This is a genomic window from Deinococcus apachensis DSM 19763 (genome assembly GCF_000381345.1).
In the GTDB taxonomy this organism is placed as follows: Bacteria; Deinococcota; Deinococci; order Deinococcales; family Deinococcaceae; genus Deinococcus; species Deinococcus apachensis.
In genome coordinates, this window is the sequence record NZ_KB906408.1 from 15,843 (window position 1) to 33,195 (window position 17,353).

The 17,353-nt window shown below is 68.6% G+C and carries 16 protein-coding genes; 10 read left to right on the forward strand and 6 right to left on the reverse strand.

The genetic code is table 11. The annotated features are described in order from the left end of the window. Positions 1-105 precede the first annotated feature (105 nt). From F784_RS0114770 to F784_RS0114795, 6 genes are all read left to right on the forward strand, one after another. Positions 106-1,134: a thiamine ABC transporter substrate-binding protein gene (locus F784_RS0114770; protein ID WP_026332501.1), complete on the forward strand. Its 1,029-nt coding sequence runs from the start codon at positions 106-108 to the stop codon at positions 1,132-1,134. A 373-nt stretch (positions 1,135-1,507) separates the two neighbouring features. Then, the gene (locus F784_RS0114775; protein ID WP_019587502.1) at positions 1,508-3,061 is read left to right on the forward strand and encodes an ABC transporter permease; all 1,554 of its coding nucleotides are present in this window, start codon (positions 1,508-1,510) and stop codon (positions 3,059-3,061) included. Positions 3,062-3,098: 37 nt separating this feature from the next. After that, positions 3,099-3,359, forward strand: coding sequence for an AbrB/MazE/SpoVT family DNA-binding domain-containing protein (locus F784_RS0114780; protein ID WP_019587503.1), 261 nt, complete (start codon positions 3,099-3,101; stop codon positions 3,357-3,359). Continuing rightward, positions 3,356-3,667 carry a type II toxin-antitoxin system PemK/MazF family toxin gene (locus F784_RS23260; protein ID WP_051086990.1) on the forward strand — a complete coding sequence of 104 codons (312 nt, stop codon included), beginning with the start codon at positions 3,356-3,358 and terminating at the stop codon, positions 3,665-3,667. The genes F784_RS0114780 and F784_RS23260 overlap by 4 nt, the downstream gene beginning before the upstream one ends. A 16-nt stretch (positions 3,668-3,683) precedes the next feature. Next, complete coding sequence (locus F784_RS0114790; protein ID WP_019587504.1) at positions 3,684-4,664, forward strand: ABC transporter ATP-binding protein; 981 nt, start codon at positions 3,684-3,686, stop codon at positions 4,662-4,664. Continuing rightward, positions 4,661-5,281, forward strand: coding sequence for a thiamine diphosphokinase (locus F784_RS0114795; RefSeq protein ID WP_019587505.1), 621 nt, complete (start codon positions 4,661-4,663; stop codon positions 5,279-5,281). Before F784_RS0114790 ends, F784_RS0114795 begins: the two co-directional genes overlap by 4 nt. 6 nt (positions 5,282-5,287) lie before the next feature. Here the strand turns inward: F784_RS0114795 and F784_RS0114800 are convergent, their stop codons facing one another. The 3 genes from F784_RS0114800 to F784_RS0114810 form a co-directional block, all read right to left on the reverse strand. Beyond that, positions 5,288-5,956, reverse strand: coding sequence for an amino acid ABC transporter permease (locus tag F784_RS0114800; RefSeq protein WP_019587506.1), 669 nt, complete (start codon positions 5,954-5,956; stop codon positions 5,288-5,290). 96 nt (positions 5,957-6,052) lie between these two features. Continuing rightward, on the reverse strand, positions 6,053-6,823 hold the full coding sequence (locus F784_RS23265; RefSeq protein ID WP_019587507.1) for a transporter substrate-binding domain-containing protein: 771 nt from the start codon (positions 6,821-6,823) through the stop codon (positions 6,053-6,055). A 204-nt stretch (positions 6,824-7,027) separates the two neighbouring features. Further along, positions 7,028-8,491, reverse strand: coding sequence for a hypothetical protein (locus F784_RS0114810; RefSeq protein ID WP_019587508.1), 1,464 nt, complete (start codon positions 8,489-8,491; stop codon positions 7,028-7,030). A gap of 188 nt (positions 8,492-8,679) precedes the next feature. Here F784_RS0114810 and F784_RS0114815 point away from each other — a divergent pair, with 188 nt between their 5' ends. From F784_RS0114815 to F784_RS0114825, 3 genes are all read left to right on the forward strand, one after another. Beyond that, positions 8,680-9,366 (forward strand): hypothetical protein, encoded by a 687-nt coding sequence (locus F784_RS0114815; protein ID WP_026332502.1) that lies wholly within the window; start codon positions 8,680-8,682, stop codon positions 9,364-9,366. Positions 9,367-9,943: 577 nt separating this feature from the next. Beyond that, complete coding sequence (hemL, locus tag F784_RS0114820; protein WP_019587510.1) at positions 9,944-11,284, forward strand: glutamate-1-semialdehyde 2,1-aminomutase; 1,341 nt, start codon at positions 9,944-9,946, stop codon at positions 11,282-11,284. Then, positions 11,281-11,709 (forward strand): CoA-binding protein, encoded by a 429-nt coding sequence (locus F784_RS0114825; RefSeq protein WP_019587511.1) that lies wholly within the window; start codon positions 11,281-11,283, stop codon positions 11,707-11,709. The genes hemL and F784_RS0114825 overlap by 4 nt, the downstream gene beginning before the upstream one ends. Positions 11,710-12,041: 332 nt before the next feature. On the opposite strand, the gene F784_RS0114830 is transcribed toward F784_RS0114825, so the two are convergent. Next, entirely contained in the window at positions 12,042-13,238 is a 1,197-nt protein-coding gene (locus F784_RS0114830; RefSeq protein ID WP_019587512.1) for a molybdopterin molybdotransferase MoeA, read from the reverse strand. Between the two features lie 123 nt (positions 13,239-13,361). Here F784_RS0114830 and F784_RS0114835 point away from each other — a divergent pair, with 123 nt between their 5' ends. Beyond that, complete coding sequence (locus F784_RS0114835; RefSeq protein ID WP_019587513.1) at positions 13,362-13,841, forward strand: FKBP-type peptidyl-prolyl cis-trans isomerase; 480 nt, start codon at positions 13,362-13,364, stop codon at positions 13,839-13,841. A gap of 178 nt (positions 13,842-14,019) precedes the next feature. Here the strand turns inward: F784_RS0114835 and F784_RS0114840 are convergent, their stop codons facing one another. After that, positions 14,020-14,811 carry an FAD binding domain-containing protein gene (locus F784_RS0114840; protein WP_019587514.1) on the reverse strand — a complete coding sequence of 264 codons (792 nt, stop codon included), beginning with the start codon at positions 14,809-14,811 and terminating at the stop codon, positions 14,020-14,022. A gap of 80 nt (positions 14,812-14,891) precedes the next feature. Next, the gene (locus F784_RS0114845; protein ID WP_019587515.1) at positions 14,892-17,282 is read right to left on the reverse strand and encodes a xanthine dehydrogenase family protein molybdopterin-binding subunit; all 2,391 of its coding nucleotides are present in this window, start codon (positions 17,280-17,282) and stop codon (positions 14,892-14,894) included. Positions 17,283-17,353 lie beyond the last annotated feature (71 nt).

Consider the following 17,353-nt stretch of genomic DNA (forward strand, 5'->3'; position numbering starts at 1 on the left):
CCAGGAACCTGATCCGGGTCATACCGGCGGAGGGAGCGTGACGGGGCGACCGGCCTAAGCGGTTGCGCCTCTGCTTCCCCTTCGTGACGCGAGGGGGAATTTTTTATGCGAAGACTCTGGATGCTCGGCCTGTTCCTCGTCGGCGCCGCCCATGCCCAGACCACCCTGACGGTGATCACCCACGACTCGTTCGACGTGGACAAAAAGTTGGTCGCGCAGTTCGAGCGGGCGAACAATGCCCGCGTGCGCTTCGTGAAGGGGGGCGATGCGGGGGAACTCCTCAACCGCCTGATCCTGACCCGCCGCGCGCCCCTCGCCGACGTGGTGTACGGGCTGGACAACACCCTGCTGCCCCGCGCAAGAGCCGCCGGAATCCTGGAGGCGTACAGGTCGCCCGCCCTCTCGAAAGTCCCCGCCGCCTACCGCCTGGACGAGCCTGGCTTACTGAACACGGTGGACTACGGCTTCGTGGCCCTGAACTACGACCGGGCGTATTTCCAGAAGGCGGGCCTGGCCCTGCCGAAAAGCCTTGATGACCTGAAAAAGCCCCAGTACGCCCGCCTGACGGTCGTACCCTCCCCGGCAACGAGCAGCCCCGGCCTCGCCTTCCTGCTCGCCACGGTGAACCACTACGGCGAGGCGGGTGCCTGGGCGTGGTGGCGAGAAGCCCGCGCAAACGGCCTGAAGGTCACGCGCGGCTGGTCGGACGCCTACGAAAAGGACTTCGGCAAGAATGGCGGCCAGTACCCCATCGTCCTGAGCTACGCGAGCAGCCCCGCCGCCGAGGTGTTCTACGCCGAGGGGTACAACCCGAAGAAACTCCCCGCCCAGGCCCCCACGGGCAATCTCTTCCTGCCCGGCAGCACTTTCCTGCAACTGGAGGGCGTCGGTATCCTGAGAGGCGCCAGGCAGCCGCAACTTGCCCGCAAGTTCGTGGACTTCATGCTCTCGAACGGCGTGCAGGCCAACTTCCCCACCCGGATGTGGGTCTATCCGGCCGTCAAGGGCACCCAACTCGACCCGGTCTTCAAGTTCGCCCAAGAGCCCGACGTGACTCCCGTCAAGCCGAGCGTACTCGCCAACCCACAACGGCTGGTGGACGCCTGGGTGACGAATGTGCTGCGGGCGCGGTGAGGGAATTGGGCGAGCGGGGCTGGCCACACGCCCCCTCACCCCGGCCCTCTCCCACGGGGGAGAGGGAGAAAAACAGCCAAGACTTTTGCTGTTCAAAATCGTCTCCTATGAGCGACCGATTCCCACCCCTCGGTTCGCTCTCGCACGGCCCTCACGTCGGCTCGCGCAGCGAGACGGTAGGCACGTAGCTTGGCATGCAGCAAGATCAAACCCCCCTCGTAGAGGGAGACGGCCACGAGCGAAGTGGGCCGAGCCCCTTGCCGAGCGCAGCGCCGCTCCCCCTGCCCCCTGTGGGGGTAGAGAGCAGGGGGGTGGGGGCAAACCGTAGCAAGGTGCCCGGCCCTTCCAACACTCCACCCTGACCCAAAACACCATGTTCCACCTCCCCCTCACCCTGCGCGGCTGGCTCCTCGCCCTCCTCCCCGTCCTCTTCCTGGGCCTGCTACTCGCCCTGCCCCTAGCCCGCACCCTGGCCGAGGGCGGCGTGAACCTAGGCGTGTGGCACGACCCCTACTTCCTGGAACGGCTGGGCTGGACGCTCGGCCAGGCGACGGTCTCCGCCCTGATCGCCCTGGCCGTCGGAGGTCCCCTCGCCTACCTGCTCTCCCGTTACGCGGTGCCCGGCAAAGGCCTGTTGCTGCGCCTGCTGCTGCTGCCCTTCGTGACCCCCACGCTTGTGGCGGTCCTGGGCCTTACGGCGCTGCTGGGGCCGCGCGGCTGGCTGACCGGGCCACTCGGGCTCGACCTGGAGGAGACGCCCGCCCTGCTTATCCTGGGCAACCTGTTTTTCAACCTGCCGGTGATGGTGCGGCTGGCGTACGGGGGCTTCTCGCGGGTGCCCGCTGCGCTGACGGGGGCAGCCCGGACATTGGGCGCCTCGGGCCTGCGGGCGGCGCTGACCGTGGCCCTGCCCCTGGCCCTGCCGGGGTTGAGCGCCGGGTTCATCCTGGTCTTCCTGTACTCGGCGCTGAGTTTCGGGCTGCCGCTGGCCCTGGGCGGCGAACGGTACGCGACGCTGGAGGTGGAGATCTACACCCTGACGGCCTACCAACTCCGGCTGAGCGAGGCGAGCGCCCTGATCGCCGGGCAACTGGCGTTGACGCTGGGAGCGACGTGGGCGTACGTGTGGCTGTCGCGCGGCGGGGCGGGTGTTCCCACGTCGGGGCTTCCAGTGGCGCGGGGCGGGACGGCTCTGCTGCTGTGGGGACTTCTCACCATCACCGTGTTGATCTGCTTCGGGCCGCTGGTCGCCGTGGTCGCCCGCGGCCTGCTGGGGTCGGGTGGGCCGACGCCCGCCTATTGGCAAGGGGTATTGACCGACCCCGACATGCCACTGCTGCTGGGCAACACCCTGCGCTTCGCCGGAATGTCGTTGATCGGTGCGGCGCTGCTGGGCGGCCTGCATGCCCTCGGCGCTTGGCTGGCCCGGTCGCGGACGCTCGACCTGCTGTCGCTGCTGCCGCTGATGGTGTCCCCGGTGAGCCTGGCGGTGGGCTACCTGCTCGCCTACCCGGCGCTGTCCGCGACGCTCCCTATGCTGATCGCGGCGTACACGCTGCTGGGCTTTCCCCTCGTCACTCGCAGCCTGCTCCCCGCCCTGCGCGCCCTGCCCCCCCGCCTGCTGGAAGCGGCGCGGAGTCTGGGGGCGGGACCCCTGACCGCCCACCGCACGGTCACGCTGCCCCTGACCCTTCCAGCCTTCCGGGGAGGAGCCGCGCTGGCCCTCGCCACAGTGCTGGGCGAGTTCGGGGCCACCCTGGTCCTGACCCGGCCCGAGTGGGCCACCCTGAGCGTGGGCCTGTACGAGCGGCTGGGCCGCCCCGGCGAGCGCAACCTGGGCGAGGCGTGCGCGCTGGCGACCGTCCTGCTCCTCCTCTCGGCGGCGTCCTTCACCCTGCTCGACGGCGGCGAGGGCGAGGTGACGTGACCACCAATGTCATACTTTGTTGGACAGGAGGCGGAACATGCGCGTGAAGCTCAGCAGGTACGGCAACAGCCTGGGCTTCGTGGTGCCCGCGAGTGTGGTGCGAGAAGAGGCGCTGGAGCCAGGGCAGGAATACGAGCTGGAGGTGACGGCGGATGGCGGCTTTCGCCTCTCGCCCCCCCGGACCAGGCGTCGGAGCCGGTACAGCGCGAAGGAGTTGCTTCGCGGGGTGCCCGAAGAACCGCTCCGCTACGAGGACGTTCCCGAGTGCGTCCCGGCGGGCCGGGAGCTGGACTGGTGAGCGCCCCGGAACGTGGACCACTCGTCTGGACCGACTTCGACCCCAGGCGGGGTGAGGAGCAGGAAGGCCGACGTCCCGCCCTCGTTATCAGCAGCGGGCAGTATAACCGGGTGACCGGGCTGCTGGTCTGCCTCCACGTGACCAGCCGCGTCGAGGGTTACCTCACGGAATTGCCCCTCCCCCCCGGCCTCGGGGCGCGGGGGGTCATCCTGACCTCACACGTCTACACCCTGGACTGGCAGGCGCGGGGATGGAGACCATTGAGCCCGTTCCCAGGGACGTTCTGGAAGAAGCCGTGGACCGGCTGATGGGCCTGGTCAGCGAGTGACCCACGTCACGCCCGCCCTCGACCTCCAGCACCTCTCCAAACGCTTCGGGCCTACGGTGGCGGTGGAGGACGTATCCCTCAGCGTCGGGCAGGGAGAGACCGTCGCCCTCCTCGGGCCGAGCGGTTGCGGCAAGAGCACGGTGCTGCGCTGCGTGGCGGGCCTGGAGCGGCCGGACGCGGGGCGGGTGTTCGTGGGGGGCCGGGACGTGACGGCCCTTCCCCCGGAGGCGCGGCAAGTCGGACTGGTGTTTCAGGACTACGCCCTCTTCCCGCACCTGAGCGTGCTGGGCAACGTGGCTTACGGTCCCCGGATGCGCGGGGCAAAACGGGCCGAGACCGAGGAATGGGCACGGGAGGCGCTGGTGCTGGTCGGCCTGGAAGGACTGGCGGGGAGGCGGACTACGGAGCTGTCGGGCGGTCAGGCGCAGCGGGTGGCCCTCGCCCGCGCGGTGGCGACCGGGTCCCCCCTGCTGCTGCTCGACGAACCGCTTTCCAACCTGGACGAGCAACTCCGCGCCCGGCTCCGTTCGGACCTGCGCGCCCTGTTCGCGCGGGTGGGGGCGGGCGTACTCCTCGTGACCCACGACCAGCGGGAGGCGCTGGCGGTCGCCTCGCGGGTGGCAGTCATGCGGGCAGGGCGGATCGTGCAGGTGGGCGCGGCGGCAGAGGTCTTCGCCCGGCCCGCGACGGCCTGGGTCGCCGCCTTCCTCGGTCACGCGAACGTTCTGCCGGGGCCGAACGGCTGTGCCCACCTCGTCCCCGAGGACGCCGTGCGGCTGGGTGAGGGTGGGCCCCTCCCCGTCACGGCGCGGCAGACGACCGATACGGGAACGGAAGTCACCATCCAGCACCCCCTCGGCCCCCTCACCCTGCATCTGAGTGCGCGGGAGGCGGCGGGGATTCAGGGAGACACGTTGCACCTGACCCTCGATCCGGCACGCATCCTGACTCTCCCTGACGACCGGGAGCGGGCATGACGGGCTGGATTCTGGTTGGCGGACGCCTGGTGATGACACAAGCTTTGCGGGCTCTCCCCCGCCCCGACCTGGTGGTGGCGGCGGATGGCGGGGGGCAGCACGCGGCGGTGCTGGGCGTGAGGGTGGACGCCTGGGTGGGCGACTTCGACTCCTCGAACGGCCTGGAGCTGGAGGCCCCGCGCGAGGTTCACCCGGCGGCGAAGGACGAGACGGACGCGGAACTCGCCGTGCTTGTGGCGCGTGAACGAGGGACGAGCGACCTCGTCTTCCTGGGCGCTTTCGGCGGGCGCTTCGACCACACGGCGGCGCTCGTGCTGGGGGGGTTGCGGCTCGCGGGAGAGGGCCTGGGGGTGACCTTGCACAGCGGGGACGAGAGCGCGCATCCGCTGCTTCCTGGTGCGGAAATGAGTCTTGACCTTCCGGGGGGCACGGTCCTCAGCGTGCTTGCGTTCAGCCCCCTACAGGGCCTTTCCCTGAGGGGCGTTCGTTGGCCCCTTGAGGACGCCTCCGTTCCCCTCGGCAGCGGCTGGACCGTCAGCAACGAGGCGGCGGGGGGGCGGGTGACGGCCTCGGTTAAACAGGGAACGGCGCTCGTTACCGTGCTACATAGCTCGTAAGGAGGGTCAGGCCGCGCTCGTCCGGTACGGCCGGTTGAGCCGCCGTTCCAGCAGCCGGAACAGCCGGGCCGCCGCATTGGACAGCAGGAAGTAGATCAGCGCGACGGCGAGGTACAGCGGCACCGGCTGGTAGGTGATCGACACCAACCCGCGCGTGGTGAGCAGCAGCTCGGACACCGTGATCACGCTCGCCAGGCTGGAATCCTTGAGCAGGCCGATAAACTGGTTGCCCAGCGCGGGGACCGCCGTCCGGGCCGCCTGTGGGATCAGCACCAGCCGCAGCGTCTGGAGCGGGTTCAGGCCCAGCGCCCGCGCCGCGTCCACCTGCCCGCGGTCCACGGCGTTCAGGCTGCCCCGGATGATCTCGGCGGCGTAAGCTCCGGCAAACAGGCTCAGACCCAGCACCGCCGTGTTGAAGGCGGGCAGGGACACCCGGGTAATTTGCGGCAGCGCGAAAAACAGGAAAAAGAGCTGCACGAGCAGCGGCGTGCCCCGGAACGTCTCGATGTAGAGGCCCGCCAGCAGCCGCAGCGGGGCCAGGCGCGACATCCGCCCCAGCCCGGCGATCAGCCCCAGGGCGAGGCCGAAGACGCTGGCGAGCAGGGTCAGGGAGAGCGTGAGCTGCGCGCCCCGCCACAGGGCGCGCAGCGCATCCGGTGTAAAGACGTCGAGCATGGGTTCACCTCCTCGGGTGAGGGTGGGACGTCAGCGGCCACTCAAGAACTGGGGCCGCGCGGCTTCTCGCACGGCCCCCTCCTCCCGGCCCGGCGTCTACCGGGTGGGCACGGTGATGTTCGAGCCCAGGTACTTCACGCTGAGCTGCTTGAGGGTGCCGTCCACCCGCATCTGCGCGAGCGCCTTTTCCACGGCGGCCTTGAGCTGCGGTTGGTTCTTCCCCAGGGTGATGTAGGGGTTGTCCTGCTGGAGGACCGGCCCGGCGGCCTTGAGCTTCTGCCCGTTCTTGATGGCAACGCTGCCCACCGTGCGGGTGGTGATCATGCCCGCCGCGCGGCCCGACGCGAGCGCCAGGTAGATCTCCGGCTCACCACTGTACGTCACCACATTGGGGTACTTCTGGTCGCGCAGGAACTTCTCGAACACGGTCCCCTGCGCCACCGCGACGGGCTTGCCGCCCAGCCCCGCCAGGTTCTTCGCCGCCGAGTTCGCGGGCACGAAGAGCTGGAAGCCGTCGTAGTAGTAAGGCTTGCTCAGGAAGTCCACCGCCCGCTCGCGCTCGGGCGTCTTGCTCTGCGAGGCGACGGCGAGGTCGAACTGCCCCGACTGGAGCCCCGCGATGATGGAGGAGAACTCGGCCTTGATCAGCCGGACCTTCACCCCGAGCCGCTTGCCGATCTCGCGCGCCACGTCAGCGTCGAAGCCGGTCAGCGAGCCGTCAGGGGCTGGTAGAGAGAAGGGCGGGTACTCGCCGCTCATCACGACGCGCAGTTCACCCCGCTTCTTCACGTCCGCCAGGTCGGCGTGGGCGACCGAGGCAGCGGAGAGGCTGAGGGCGGCGAGAAATAGGGAGGCAGATTTAAACATGGGTAATCTCCTGGGTGGCATGGTGAAAGCAAAACTGACCCTACCCCGTCTCCCGTCCGCCTGCCCAGAAGTCTTCCTTTACTTGGTGTGAGGCCCCACATACAGAAGGTGTGCGGGCCTACAGGTCTTCCCCTCCCCACCGGTCTTGCTTAAAGAAGAGCTGGGCCGAAGGGAACCCCCCCGGCCCGGTGTACTCCGCCTAATTCAGGGGGTGGGTGGGCAGGCCACCACACCGGCCCGCGCTCCGCGCGTGAAGCGGCAGCCGTAGTTGGGGTCAGCGACCGTGGCGGGGGTGAGCACGTCGTCCCCGGCGGGCTTGACTCCGGTCTTCTTCCAGGCCACGAGGTCGTTGAATGCCTCCACCACCTCGGCCCCGGTGAATTGGCAGTGGCCGGGGGCGCGGATGGCCCGCTGGACGAGGAGGTTACCGTTGCCCTTCGCCTCGGCGGCGCGTCGGTACCTCTGCTGGTGCGCAAAGGGCACGTAGAGGTCACCCAGGGTGTGCATGGTCAGCACCGGCACGCTGAATTCGCCATTGATGCGTGGCAGCCAGCGCAGCCCCCCCAGCCGGGCCGCGTTCGCGTTGGGGTCCGCCTCCACCCTCAGGATGGCGGCGTTGAAGGCCACCTCGGTGGGGGTGGGAGTCGCGCCCGTCGTCCAGCGGTAGGTCACGTCCTTATTGCCGTAGAAGTTCTTGCTCAGCACGCCGTTCAGCGTCCCGTCCGAGCCGCCCGTGCCGAACACTGCGTTCTGGTAGGCGCCCAGGCGGAAGCCCAGCTCGAAGACGGGTCGGTCACCGCCGGTCAGGTTGCGGGCAATCTCGCGCAGCTTGGTCCCCTGACCGCTGTTCTCCTGCCAGAGGTCGCCGGAGGAACTGGTGAACAGCGCCGCCTTGATGTCGGGCAGGATGTCCTGGTAGCTCGTCTGGGGGTAGCTCCGCGCTCCCAGCCCGGCGAGTTGCGCGGCAACCGTCGTGTAGTCGCCCAGCCACTGGAACTCGTACTCCTCGTCCATCACCCCGCACAGGGGCAGAGAGGCGGCGTAGGTCACCTTGTTCTGCTCAGTGTCCAGCGACTCCTTCTCCACGGCGGCCCCGGCCACATGCCCGCCCATCGAGACGCCCATGATCAGGTACTCCTTGGGTTTCTCGTACTTGCCTCCCGTCAGCTCGCCGAACTTCAGGGCGAGCGCGTTCGTGTCCTCCACCCCGGCCTGCACGTCGTAGTAGTTCGCCGAGTAGGAACTCGCCGCCCAGGCGTACCCCTGGCTGATCAGGTACTCGCGGATGACGGGGGGATCGACCGTGAGGTTCTCGCCGGTCCCGCGGTAGCCGTGCGCGTACATCACCAGGGTGCCGTTCCATTTGGCGGGCACCTCAATCAGGTAGCTCGCCTGACCGTGCAGGCCGCTGTAGGTGCCCCGGTACAGGGTGGCGACCCCGCCGGGCAGGTCCCCCACACCACCGAGCGCCGCAGGGTCGGTCGACGGCACCACGGGCTTGAAGGTCCGGGTGTCCTGCGCGCGGGTGTCCGAGCCGGAGTCCACAACGGGCGACGCGCCGGGCGGCGGAACGGTCGACTCAACCGGACCCCCGCAACTGGCGAGAGTGAGCGCGCAGGCCAGCAGGGTCAGGGCCGGAAAGGCAAGGCGGGTCGGCGTACGGGTCATAAAGCCTCCATGAGAGAGGGAACGACGTCTGGGCGCGGCGGCTCAGGCAGGGAAGGGCACCTAGATGAGCTGTTCTGTGAGAAACTCCCGTATTTAAGGGTGTCCACCGGGCTCATGTCAACCCGGCGCCGTTCGTCTTCCAGAGGGGTTGCCGGGAACCCCCTCCCCCTCTCCCCCGTATCCCTGGCATGAGATCAGGACGTGGAATCGGCTGTGGTTGTCTGGGATGCGGGGGCGGCACCCTGCTCGTACTCGCTCTGCTGGGGGCGCTGGCGTGGTTTTTCGTCATTCAGCCCGCCCGAACTTTTCTGGATTCCTGGCGTGGTCCGGCCCAGACGCAGACCCAGAGCCAGACCGGGAATGGGACGAACATTCCTTCACCCAACCTGCCCGCGAACGGGGACGCCACGGCTCCCGCTCCAACCGGAAACGTCGACCGCCCCGTGACCCAGGCGGACGTGCAGCGCTTCGTGCGGGTGCGCCGCGAGGTCCGGGATGCCTTTGGCGGCAGCCTGACTGGCCTGGAGCGGGTCTGGGGCGACGTTCAGAACGGGCAGACCCCGAACCTGCTGACGGTCCTGAACGTCCTGCGCGAGGCGGGGGGCAGCATCGGCCGCGCCCGCCAGGCTCAGACGGCAGCCCTCGCCGGGCAGGGCCTCAGCGCCGAGCGTTACGCCGTCATCCGCAGCACCGTGAACCGCGCCCTGGGAGTTCCCAACGTCGACTTCACCCGCGCCGCCGAGGCGTTGCAGCAGGGCCGCCTCCCCGACCTGAACACCACCGTGCAGACTGCCACCGCCCAGGAACGCGCCCTGGTCGAGCCCTTCCGCGCGGAGTTGACGCAAACGGCGGCGCTGGGATTGCTGGGGCTGTAGGGATGTAGGGAGCCATTGGTTTTTAGCCGGGGTAGGCGAACGCGATGCCTGCCCCGGCTTTTTGAGGGGTGGACGGTGGGGCTTGCCTGATGAGGGTAAGCGCTGCCTGGCACTTCCCTTTGCACGCAACTTTGCGCGTCCTGGCCTCCCCACAAACGCTTGATGCGAAATGAGAAGCTGGGAGCGGGCTTTTCGTCGTCTGGTGCGTGGGCGAGCTACGCTCACCGCCCCCACCCAGCCTCGCCCGCAAGGCGGGAGGAGCAACAGCGCCAAAGCTTTTGCTTCTTAAAACCGTCTCCTGTGGACGACCAACGCCTGCAAGTGGCTGACGCTCGCACCGCCTCCACCCCGCTTTGCTCGCGCATCGAGACAGTGGGCCAGTCGCTGAGAACCCAGCAAGATCAAACAGTCCGCCCAAAGGAGGACGGCCACGGATGCAATGGGCGAGCCCTTGCCTAGCGCAGCGCCGCTCCCCTCTGCCCACTGGGTAGGGGGTGGGCACACCCCCAACTTCACCCTCCCTGAAGTGTCGCTTCCCTTCCCGCCGCCCTCATCAGCTTGCCGTAAGGTGGTCGGCATGACGACCGAGACCCTCCCCTCTACCGCGCAATCGGCAGCCCTGTTTGCCCGGGCCCGCGCGGTCACCCCGGGCGGCGTGAACAGCCCGGTGCGGGCCTTCAGGAGCGTGGGCGGCTCCCCCCGCTTCATCCGCGAGGCCCACGGCGCGTACCTGACCGACGTGGACGGGAACCGACTGGTGGACTACATAGGCTCGTGGGGACCCATAATCGTGGGACACGACCATCCGGCGGTGCGGGAGGCAATTCTGGAGGCCCTGGCGGGTGGCACGAGTTTCGGCGCGCCCGGCGAGCGCGAGGTGCGGCTGGCCGAGGCGGTGACCCGCATCACCGGGGCCGAGCGGGTGCGCTTCGTGAACAGCGGCACCGAGGCGACCATGAGCGCCCTGCGCCTGGCCCGGGGCTTTACGGGACGCAAGTACATCGTGAAGTTCCGCGGCAACTACCACGGCCACGCCGACGGCCTGCTCGTCGAGGCGGGCAGCGGTCTGCTGACGAATGCGGAGGGCACGCTCGGCGCCTCGGCCCCCAGCAGTGCCGGTGTCCCCGAGGAATACGCCCGCCTGACGCTGGTGAGCGAGTACAACGACCCGGCCGCGCTCGACACCCTGATGGCCGAACGCGGGCACGAGGTCGCGGCCGTGATCTTCGAGCCGGTGGTCGGCAACGCGGGCGTGCTGATCCCCACCCCCGAATTCCTGGCCGCCCTGCATCGCGTCCGCGAGCGGGGCGCCCTCCTCATCGCCGACGAGGTGATGACGGGCTTCCGCCTCTCGCTGCAGGGCGCCACCGGGCTGCTGGGCCTGGAGCCCGACCTGATCTGCTGGGGCAAAATCATCGGCGGGGGCCTGCCGGTGGGCGCTTATGGTGGGCGGCCGGACGTGATGGACTTCGTTTCGCCGCAGGGTCCGGTGTACCAGGCGGGCACCCTCAGCGGCAACCCATTGGCAATGGCGGCGGGCCTCGCCACGCTGGAGGTGCTGGAGGGGAACCCCGGGATTTACACGCACCTGGAAACCTACACCTCGCAGCTCGCTACGGGACTGAGCGCGGCGGCGCAGGAGGCGGGCGTGCCCCTGAGCATCAACCACATCGGCTCGATGCTGACGGCCTTCCATCAGGACGCACCGGAAGGCTCGATCCGCACCTACGCGGACGCGGCCCACAGCGACACCGCCGCCTTTGCCGCTTGGTTCCAGTCCATGTTGGGCCAGGGCATCTACTGGGCCCCCAGCCAGTTCGAGAGCATCTTCGTGAGCGCGGCCCATACGGACGCGGAACTGAGCGCCACACTGGAGGCGGCGCGCACTGCCTACCGCACGCTGGGAGGAACACGATGACCCTGCTGCAAAGCCAAACCGATGTCCTGCGGGTCCTCACCGAGAACAAGGTCATCGCCGTGGTGGGCTTTCACCACGACCCGATGAAGCCCGCATACTACGTCCCGGAATACCTGTACCGCCAGGGCTACACCATCATCCCCGTCAACCCGGCCCTCGTGGCGCGCGGCGAGAGCTTTTTCGGACACAGGGCCGTCTCGACCCTCGCCGAGATCACGACGCCCGTGGACATCGTGGAAGTCTTCCGCCGCAGTGACAAGGTGCGTGACCACCTCGCCGACATCCTGTCCATGTCGCCCCTGCCCCGCGTGGTCTGGATGCAGCAGGGCATCCGCGACGAGGCGACCGCCCGGGTCCTCAGCGAGCGCGACATCGACGTGATTCAGGACCGCTGCATGTTGGCTGACCACAGGGCGCTGTTGTAGGCGATAGATAGAGATAGAGAAGGTCCTAACCGGGGAGGGGTGTCTGTGCCTCTCCCCGCTTCTTTACCCTATGGCGAACCTATGTCTGCCTTGTCCCCAGCAGTTCACAACCGGGATGTTTGGGCCGCGAGACCGACGTGTGGGGCGAGCTGACGCTCGCACGGCCTTCACCCCGCCTTGCTCGCGCAGCGAGACGGTGAGCACGCGACTTGGAACCCAGCAAGATCAAACTTTACGGGATGAGAAAAGCGATCACAGGCGCGGCGGGCGAGCCCTTGCCAAGCACAGCGCCGCTCCCCTGCCCCCTGGGGGGTGGGGGCATGGCCCATGGCTCAGAGCAAAATCACCTCCACATCCTCCCCCACCTGCACCGCCCCACCCTCCGGCACCACCACCAGTGCATTCGCCTCACTCAACGAGCGCAGCACCCCACTTCCCTGCTTCCCGTAGTCCCAGACCTCCCCGCCCCGCAGCACCCCGCGCCAGAAGGCTGTCTTGTCCGGCAGCCCCCGAAACGGCGTGCCCGCCCGCAGCCTCAGCGTCCCCACCGGCTGCCCCGTCAGCACCGGACGGACGATGACGTGAAAGACGACCAGGCTGCTGACTGGATTTCCCGGCAGGCCGAACACGGGGAGCCCCTGCCAGCCCCCCAGCAGCGCGGGCCCGCCGGGACGCATCCGCACCTTCCAGAAGGCGACGCGCCCCCGCTCGATGAGCAGGTCCCGCATGAAGTCGTACCGCCCCATGCTGACCCCCCCGCTGGTGAGCAGCACGTCCGCGCCGCCCGCCTGCGCGATCGCCTCCTGAAGTGCCTCCGGGCTGTCGGGGGCGTGACCCAGGGCCAGCACGTCGCAGCCGCACTCCTCCAACATCGCTTGCAGGCCGTAGCGGTTGCTGTCGTACACCTGACCGGGCCCCAGGGGATGGCCGGGCTCGATCACCTCGTCCCCGGTCGACAGGAGCGCGACCCGCAGTCGGCGGCGGACGGGGACCTCGGCGTGGCCGAGGGCAGCGGCCAGGGCGACCCGGGGCGGTGTGAGCAGGGTGCCCGCCGTCAGAATGGTCTCTCCGGCCCGGAAGTCCCCTCCCTCATGCCGCACGTCGGCGGGGCTGGCGGGGCGGGCCAGGAGCACGTGGTCGGGGCCCTCGTCCGTGAGTTGCTCGACGGGGCAGATGGCGTCCACGCCTGCTGGCAGAGGAGCCCCCGTGTAGATGCGGACGCACTCGCCGGGTCCAACTGCGCCGGAAAAGGGCACCCCCGCCCGGCTCTCACCCACCACCCGCAGGCGGACGGGCGAGGTCGCTGAGGCGTTCACCGTGTCCACCTCACGGGCCGCGACGCCATCCAGAGCGCTCTCGGTGGCGCTGGGATGGCTGACCCGGGCCTGGAGGTCAGCGGCGAGCATTCGCCCACGGGCCGCGGCGAGGGGGATGGTCTCAGCGCCGGGAGCAGGCAGCAGCGTGGCGAGCATGTCGCGCGCCTCCTGAACGCCGACATGCATGGAATAGGGCTGGAATGGGGCCGTCATGCGGGCAGCATAGGCGGGTTTCTCTCCGTTAAGGCAGGTGCGGTGCCAGCTTCATACTCTCGTGAGAGGGTACACTTCTAGGGCGAGCCGAAACATTTCAGGCACTCAGCGAACGGAGAACTCATGAACATCACCCAGGACAAGGTTGTCGACCTCGATTACGTGCTCAAGGTGGACGGCGAGGTTGTGGACCAGAGCGAGCCGGGCGAGCCGCTGACCTACCTGCACGGCCACAGCAACATCATCCCCGGGCTCGAAAAGGCCCTGGAGGGCAAGAAGGCCGGGGACAGCCTGCACGTCACCGTCCAGCCGGAAGACGGCTACGGCGAGCGCGACGAGGACAACGTCGAGACCCTCGACCGCAGCGACTTTGACGACGAGGTAGAGATCGGCGCGACGTACTACGCCCAAGCGGAGGACGGCAGCGTCCTGCCCTTCACCGTGGTGGATGTGGACGGCGATCAGGTGCAGGTGGACTTCAACCCACCCCTGGCGGGCATGGTCCTGAACTTCGACGTGACGGTCAAGAATGTCCGCGACGCCACGCCCGAGGAGTTGGAGCACGGGCACGCGCACACGGCGGGCATGCACGACCACGAGTAGACCGGAGCAGCAAGAGCGAAGGTGGGCCGCCCCAGTCGGAGTGGCCCACCTTCGCTCTTGCTGCTGCATGTTTCCGGGGGAAGAAGCGATGTCACCCTGAGCGCAGCGAAGGGCCTCCTCGGGCACACATGGGATGCCTCGCTCCGCTCAGCATGACACCGTTCTTTTAGCCCATGCCCTAGATTCGCGCCGCCGCCCGGGCGGCCAGTACGTCCACCAGATGGGCGCGGTACTCCGGGCTGGCGAAGCGGTCGCCGAGGAGGCCCGCCGATTCGACCAGCCCGGTCCCAACCGGCTCACCCCTGTTCACGCGCTCTTCCAGGCGGTGCAGGCGCTCGGCCTTCTCCCCCGCCCCGGTGTAGGCCGCCCGAATCTGCCCGTCCAGATGCCGAACAACGGCCACCCCAGCAATCGCGTAATGGCTGGCCGGGTGCTTGAACTTCTCGTACGCGCTCGCCTGCACGCTCGCGGGGATGCGGATGTGGGTGAGGAGTTCGCCCGGCTTCACGGCGCTCTCGAACATGCCCAGGAACATCTCGTCGGCGGGGACGACGCGCTCCCCCTCCGGCCCACGGATGACGAATTCGACGCCCAGCGCGAGGGCCGCCGCCGGGTAGTCCGCACTCGGGTCCGCGTGCGCGAGCGAGCCGCCGATGGTGCCCCGGTTGCGGACCATCGGGTCGCCGACCTCGTGCGCCACCTCGGGAAAGAGCGGCAGGTCCGAGCGCAGCACCTGGGCGTGGGTGGTCATCGCGCCCACCACGAACATGTCCCCCTCGCGGCGGATGCCCTTCAGTTCCTCCAGACCGAAGATGTCGAGGAGCGCGGGCGGCTGGGCCAGACGAAGCCGCATGGCCGGGAGGAGTGAGTGCCCCCCCGCAATCACCTTGAGGTCGGGGTTGGCCGCCATCGCCGCAAGCGCGTCGTCAACGCTGTGGGCTCTTTGATAGTCGAAATTGGTTGGGTACATGTTGCCTCCCCGTCGTGAGCGTCGAAGGTCTGAGAATCCGGAAAACTATTCCCTCGGGACCTTCGACGTTCAGGCCGTTTTCAGTCGTCCGCCGCCTGCCCCATCCCCGCCGTGCGCGCCGCCTGAATCGCCCGCCAGACCTTCTCGGAGGTGTAGGGCATGTCGAGGTGCGCGATGCCGTACTCGTGCCACAGGGCGTCCATCACGGCATTTGCCACCGCGGCGGTGCTGGCGATGGTCCCCGCCTCGCCGATCCCCTTCACGCCTAGGGGGTTATGCGGGCTCGGCGTCACCGTATGGTCGATGTGGAAGGTGGGGAGGTCGTCGGCGCGGGGCACGGCGTACTCCATGAAGGTCCCCGCGAGCAGGTTTCCCTCCTCATCGTAGGCGGCGTCCTCCCAGAGGGCCTGCCCAGCACCCTGGGCGATCCCGCCGTGAACCTGCCCCTCGGCGATCAGGGGGTTGATGAGGGGGCCGCAGTCGTCCACACAGCCGTAGTTCTTCAGGCTGACCTTGCCGGTGTCGGTGTCGATCTCCACGACTGCCACGTGCGTTCCGAAGGGATACACGAAGTTCTTGGGGTCGTAGAAGGCGGTCGCCTCCAGCCCCGGCTCCATCCCTTCCGGCAGATTATGCGCGAGGTGGGCCATCAACGCCACGTCGAAGAAGGTCTTGCTCTGGGTGGGGGCGCCCTTCACCCGGAAGACGCCATCCGCGTGCTCGATATCCTCCTCGGAAGCTTCGAGGAGGTGCGCGGCGATCTTGCGGGCCTTGGCCGTGATCTTGCCGAGGGCCATCTTGAGGGCGCTGCCGCCCACCGCCGCGCTGCGGGAGCCGTACGTGCCCCAGCCGTAGGGCATCCGGCCCGTGTCGCCGTGGATGAGTTCGATGTCCTCGATGGGAATCTGAAGCTCATCGGCGGCGATCTGCGGGAAGGCCGTCTCGTGCCCCTGCCCGTGGCTGTGCGAGCCGGTGTACAGCTCGACCTTGCCGGTAGGGTGGACGCGCACGAGGCTGCTCTCCCACTGTCCGGCCTGAGCACCGAGCTGACCGACGAGGGCGGAGGGCGCCAGGCCGCACGCCTCCAGGTACGAGATGACACCCACGCCCAGAATCTTGTTCGAGCCCTTCCTCCGCTCCTGCTCGGCCCGCAGTTCCGGGTACTTCATCATGTCCAGGGCCATGTCGAGCGCGGGCTCGTAGTTGCCGCTGTCGTACACCAGCGCCACGGGCGTCTGGTAGGGGAACTCGTCCGGCTGGATAAAGTTGAGGCGGCGGAACTCGGCGGGGTCCATCCCGAGTTCGTGGGCCATCACATCGACCGTACGCTCGATCAGGTAGGTGGCCTCCGGTCGGCCCGCGCCGCGGTAGGCGTCCACCGGGACGGTGTTCGTCATCACGCCCGTGACCTTCACGTGGATGGCCGGGAACTTGTACACGCCGTTCATCAGCGTGCCGTACAGGTAGGTGGGCACGGCGGGCGCGAAAAGGGTCAGGTACGCGCCCAGGTTAGCGACCGTGTTCACCCGCAGGCCCAGCATCCGCCCCTGCTCGTCCACCGCGAGTTCAGCCTCCGACTCGTGGTCGCGGCCCTGCATGTCGGAGACGAAGCTCTCGCTGCGCCGCGCGGCCCACTTCACGGGCCGGCCCAGCCGTTGCGCGGCCAGCAGCACGATCACTTCTTCCTGGTACTGGAAGATCTTTGAGCCGAAGCCCCCGCCCACATCCGGGCTGATGACCCGCAGCTTGTGCTCGGGAATGCCCATCACGAAGGCTGCCAGGATCAGGCGGTGGATGTGCGGGTTCTGGGAGGTCGTGTACAGCAGGTACTCCCCGCTGGCCGGAGTGAACTGGGCGAGCGAGGCGCGGGGCTCGATGGCGTTGGGCACCAGCCGGTGGTTGCGGAGCTTGACCTTCACCGTCCTGTGCGCCCGGTTGAAGGACTCGTTCAGCGCCGCCTCGTCGCCGATCTCCCAGCGGAAGGCGACGTTGTCGGGCACGTCGTCATGGACCTGTGGGGCTCCGTCCTCCAGCGCCGCGCTGCCGAGGGACACGGCGGGCAGGGCCTCGTAGTCCACAGCGAGCATGGCCGCCGCGTCCTCCGCCTGGGGGCGGGTCTCGGCGATCACAACCGCCACGATGTCACCGACGTGGTTCGCCTCGCCCTGAGCGATGGCGTGGTGCGCCGGGATTTTCAGGTCGGGGAGCAGCCAGCCGGGCGGAATGCTGCCCAGCCCGGCCGCCTTCACGTCCTCACCTGTCAGCACGGCCACCACCCCGGGCATCCCGTCCACGCTGCTCTTGTCGATGTTCGTGATTCGCGCGTGTGAATAGGGGCTGCGGACCATGGCCGCGTGCAGCATGCCCGGCAGCACGAAGTCGTCGGTATAGCGCCCGGTCCCGGTGATGAAGCGCGGGTCCTCCTTGCGCTTCAGGGCCTGGCCCATGTACTTCTCTGTTCGCTCGGTCATTGGGTGCCTCCGGGAGGGTCAGTGGGAAGTGGGAGCTTCGGCGAGGGCATCTGCTTCCGCTGCGCTTTCTC

Coding starts and splice junctions, on each gene's coding strand:
- F784_RS0114770 (WP_026332501.1), top strand. CDS start 106: ATGCGAAGACTCTGGATGCTCGGCCTGTTCCTCGTCGGCGCCGCCCAT.
- F784_RS0114775 (WP_019587502.1), top strand. CDS start 1,508: ATGTTCCACCTCCCCCTCACCCTGCGCGGCTGGCTCCTCGCCCTCCTC.
- F784_RS0114780 (WP_019587503.1), top strand. CDS start 3,099: ATGCGCGTGAAGCTCAGCAGGTACGGCAACAGCCTGGGCTTCGTGGTG.
- F784_RS0114795 (WP_019587505.1), top strand. CDS start 4,661: ATGACGGGCTGGATTCTGGTTGGCGGACGCCTGGTGATGACACAAGCT.
- F784_RS0114800 (WP_019587506.1), bottom strand. CDS start 5,956: ATGCTCGACGTCTTTACACCGGATGCGCTGCGCGCCCTGTGGCGGGGC.
- F784_RS23265 (WP_019587507.1), bottom strand. CDS start 6,823: ATGTTTAAATCTGCCTCCCTATTTCTCGCCGCCCTCAGCCTCTCCGCT.
- F784_RS0114810 (WP_019587508.1), bottom strand. CDS start 8,491: ATGACCCGTACGCCGACCCGCCTTGCCTTTCCGGCCCTGACCCTGCTG.
- F784_RS0114815 (WP_026332502.1), top strand. CDS start 8,680: ATGAGATCAGGACGTGGAATCGGCTGTGGTTGTCTGGGATGCGGGGGC.
- hemL (WP_019587510.1), top strand. CDS start 9,944: ATGACGACCGAGACCCTCCCCTCTACCGCGCAATCGGCAGCCCTGTTT.
- F784_RS0114825 (WP_019587511.1), top strand. CDS start 11,281: ATGACCCTGCTGCAAAGCCAAACCGATGTCCTGCGGGTCCTCACCGAG.
- F784_RS0114830 (WP_019587512.1), bottom strand. CDS start 13,238: ATGACGGCCCCATTCCAGCCCTATTCCATGCATGTCGGCGTTCAGGAG.
- F784_RS0114835 (WP_019587513.1), top strand. CDS start 13,362: ATGAACATCACCCAGGACAAGGTTGTCGACCTCGATTACGTGCTCAAG.
- F784_RS0114840 (WP_019587514.1), bottom strand. CDS start 14,811: ATGTACCCAACCAATTTCGACTATCAAAGAGCCCACAGCGTTGACGAC.
- F784_RS0114845 (WP_019587515.1), bottom strand. CDS start 17,282: ATGACCGAGCGAACAGAGAAGTACATGGGCCAGGCCCTGAAGCGCAAG.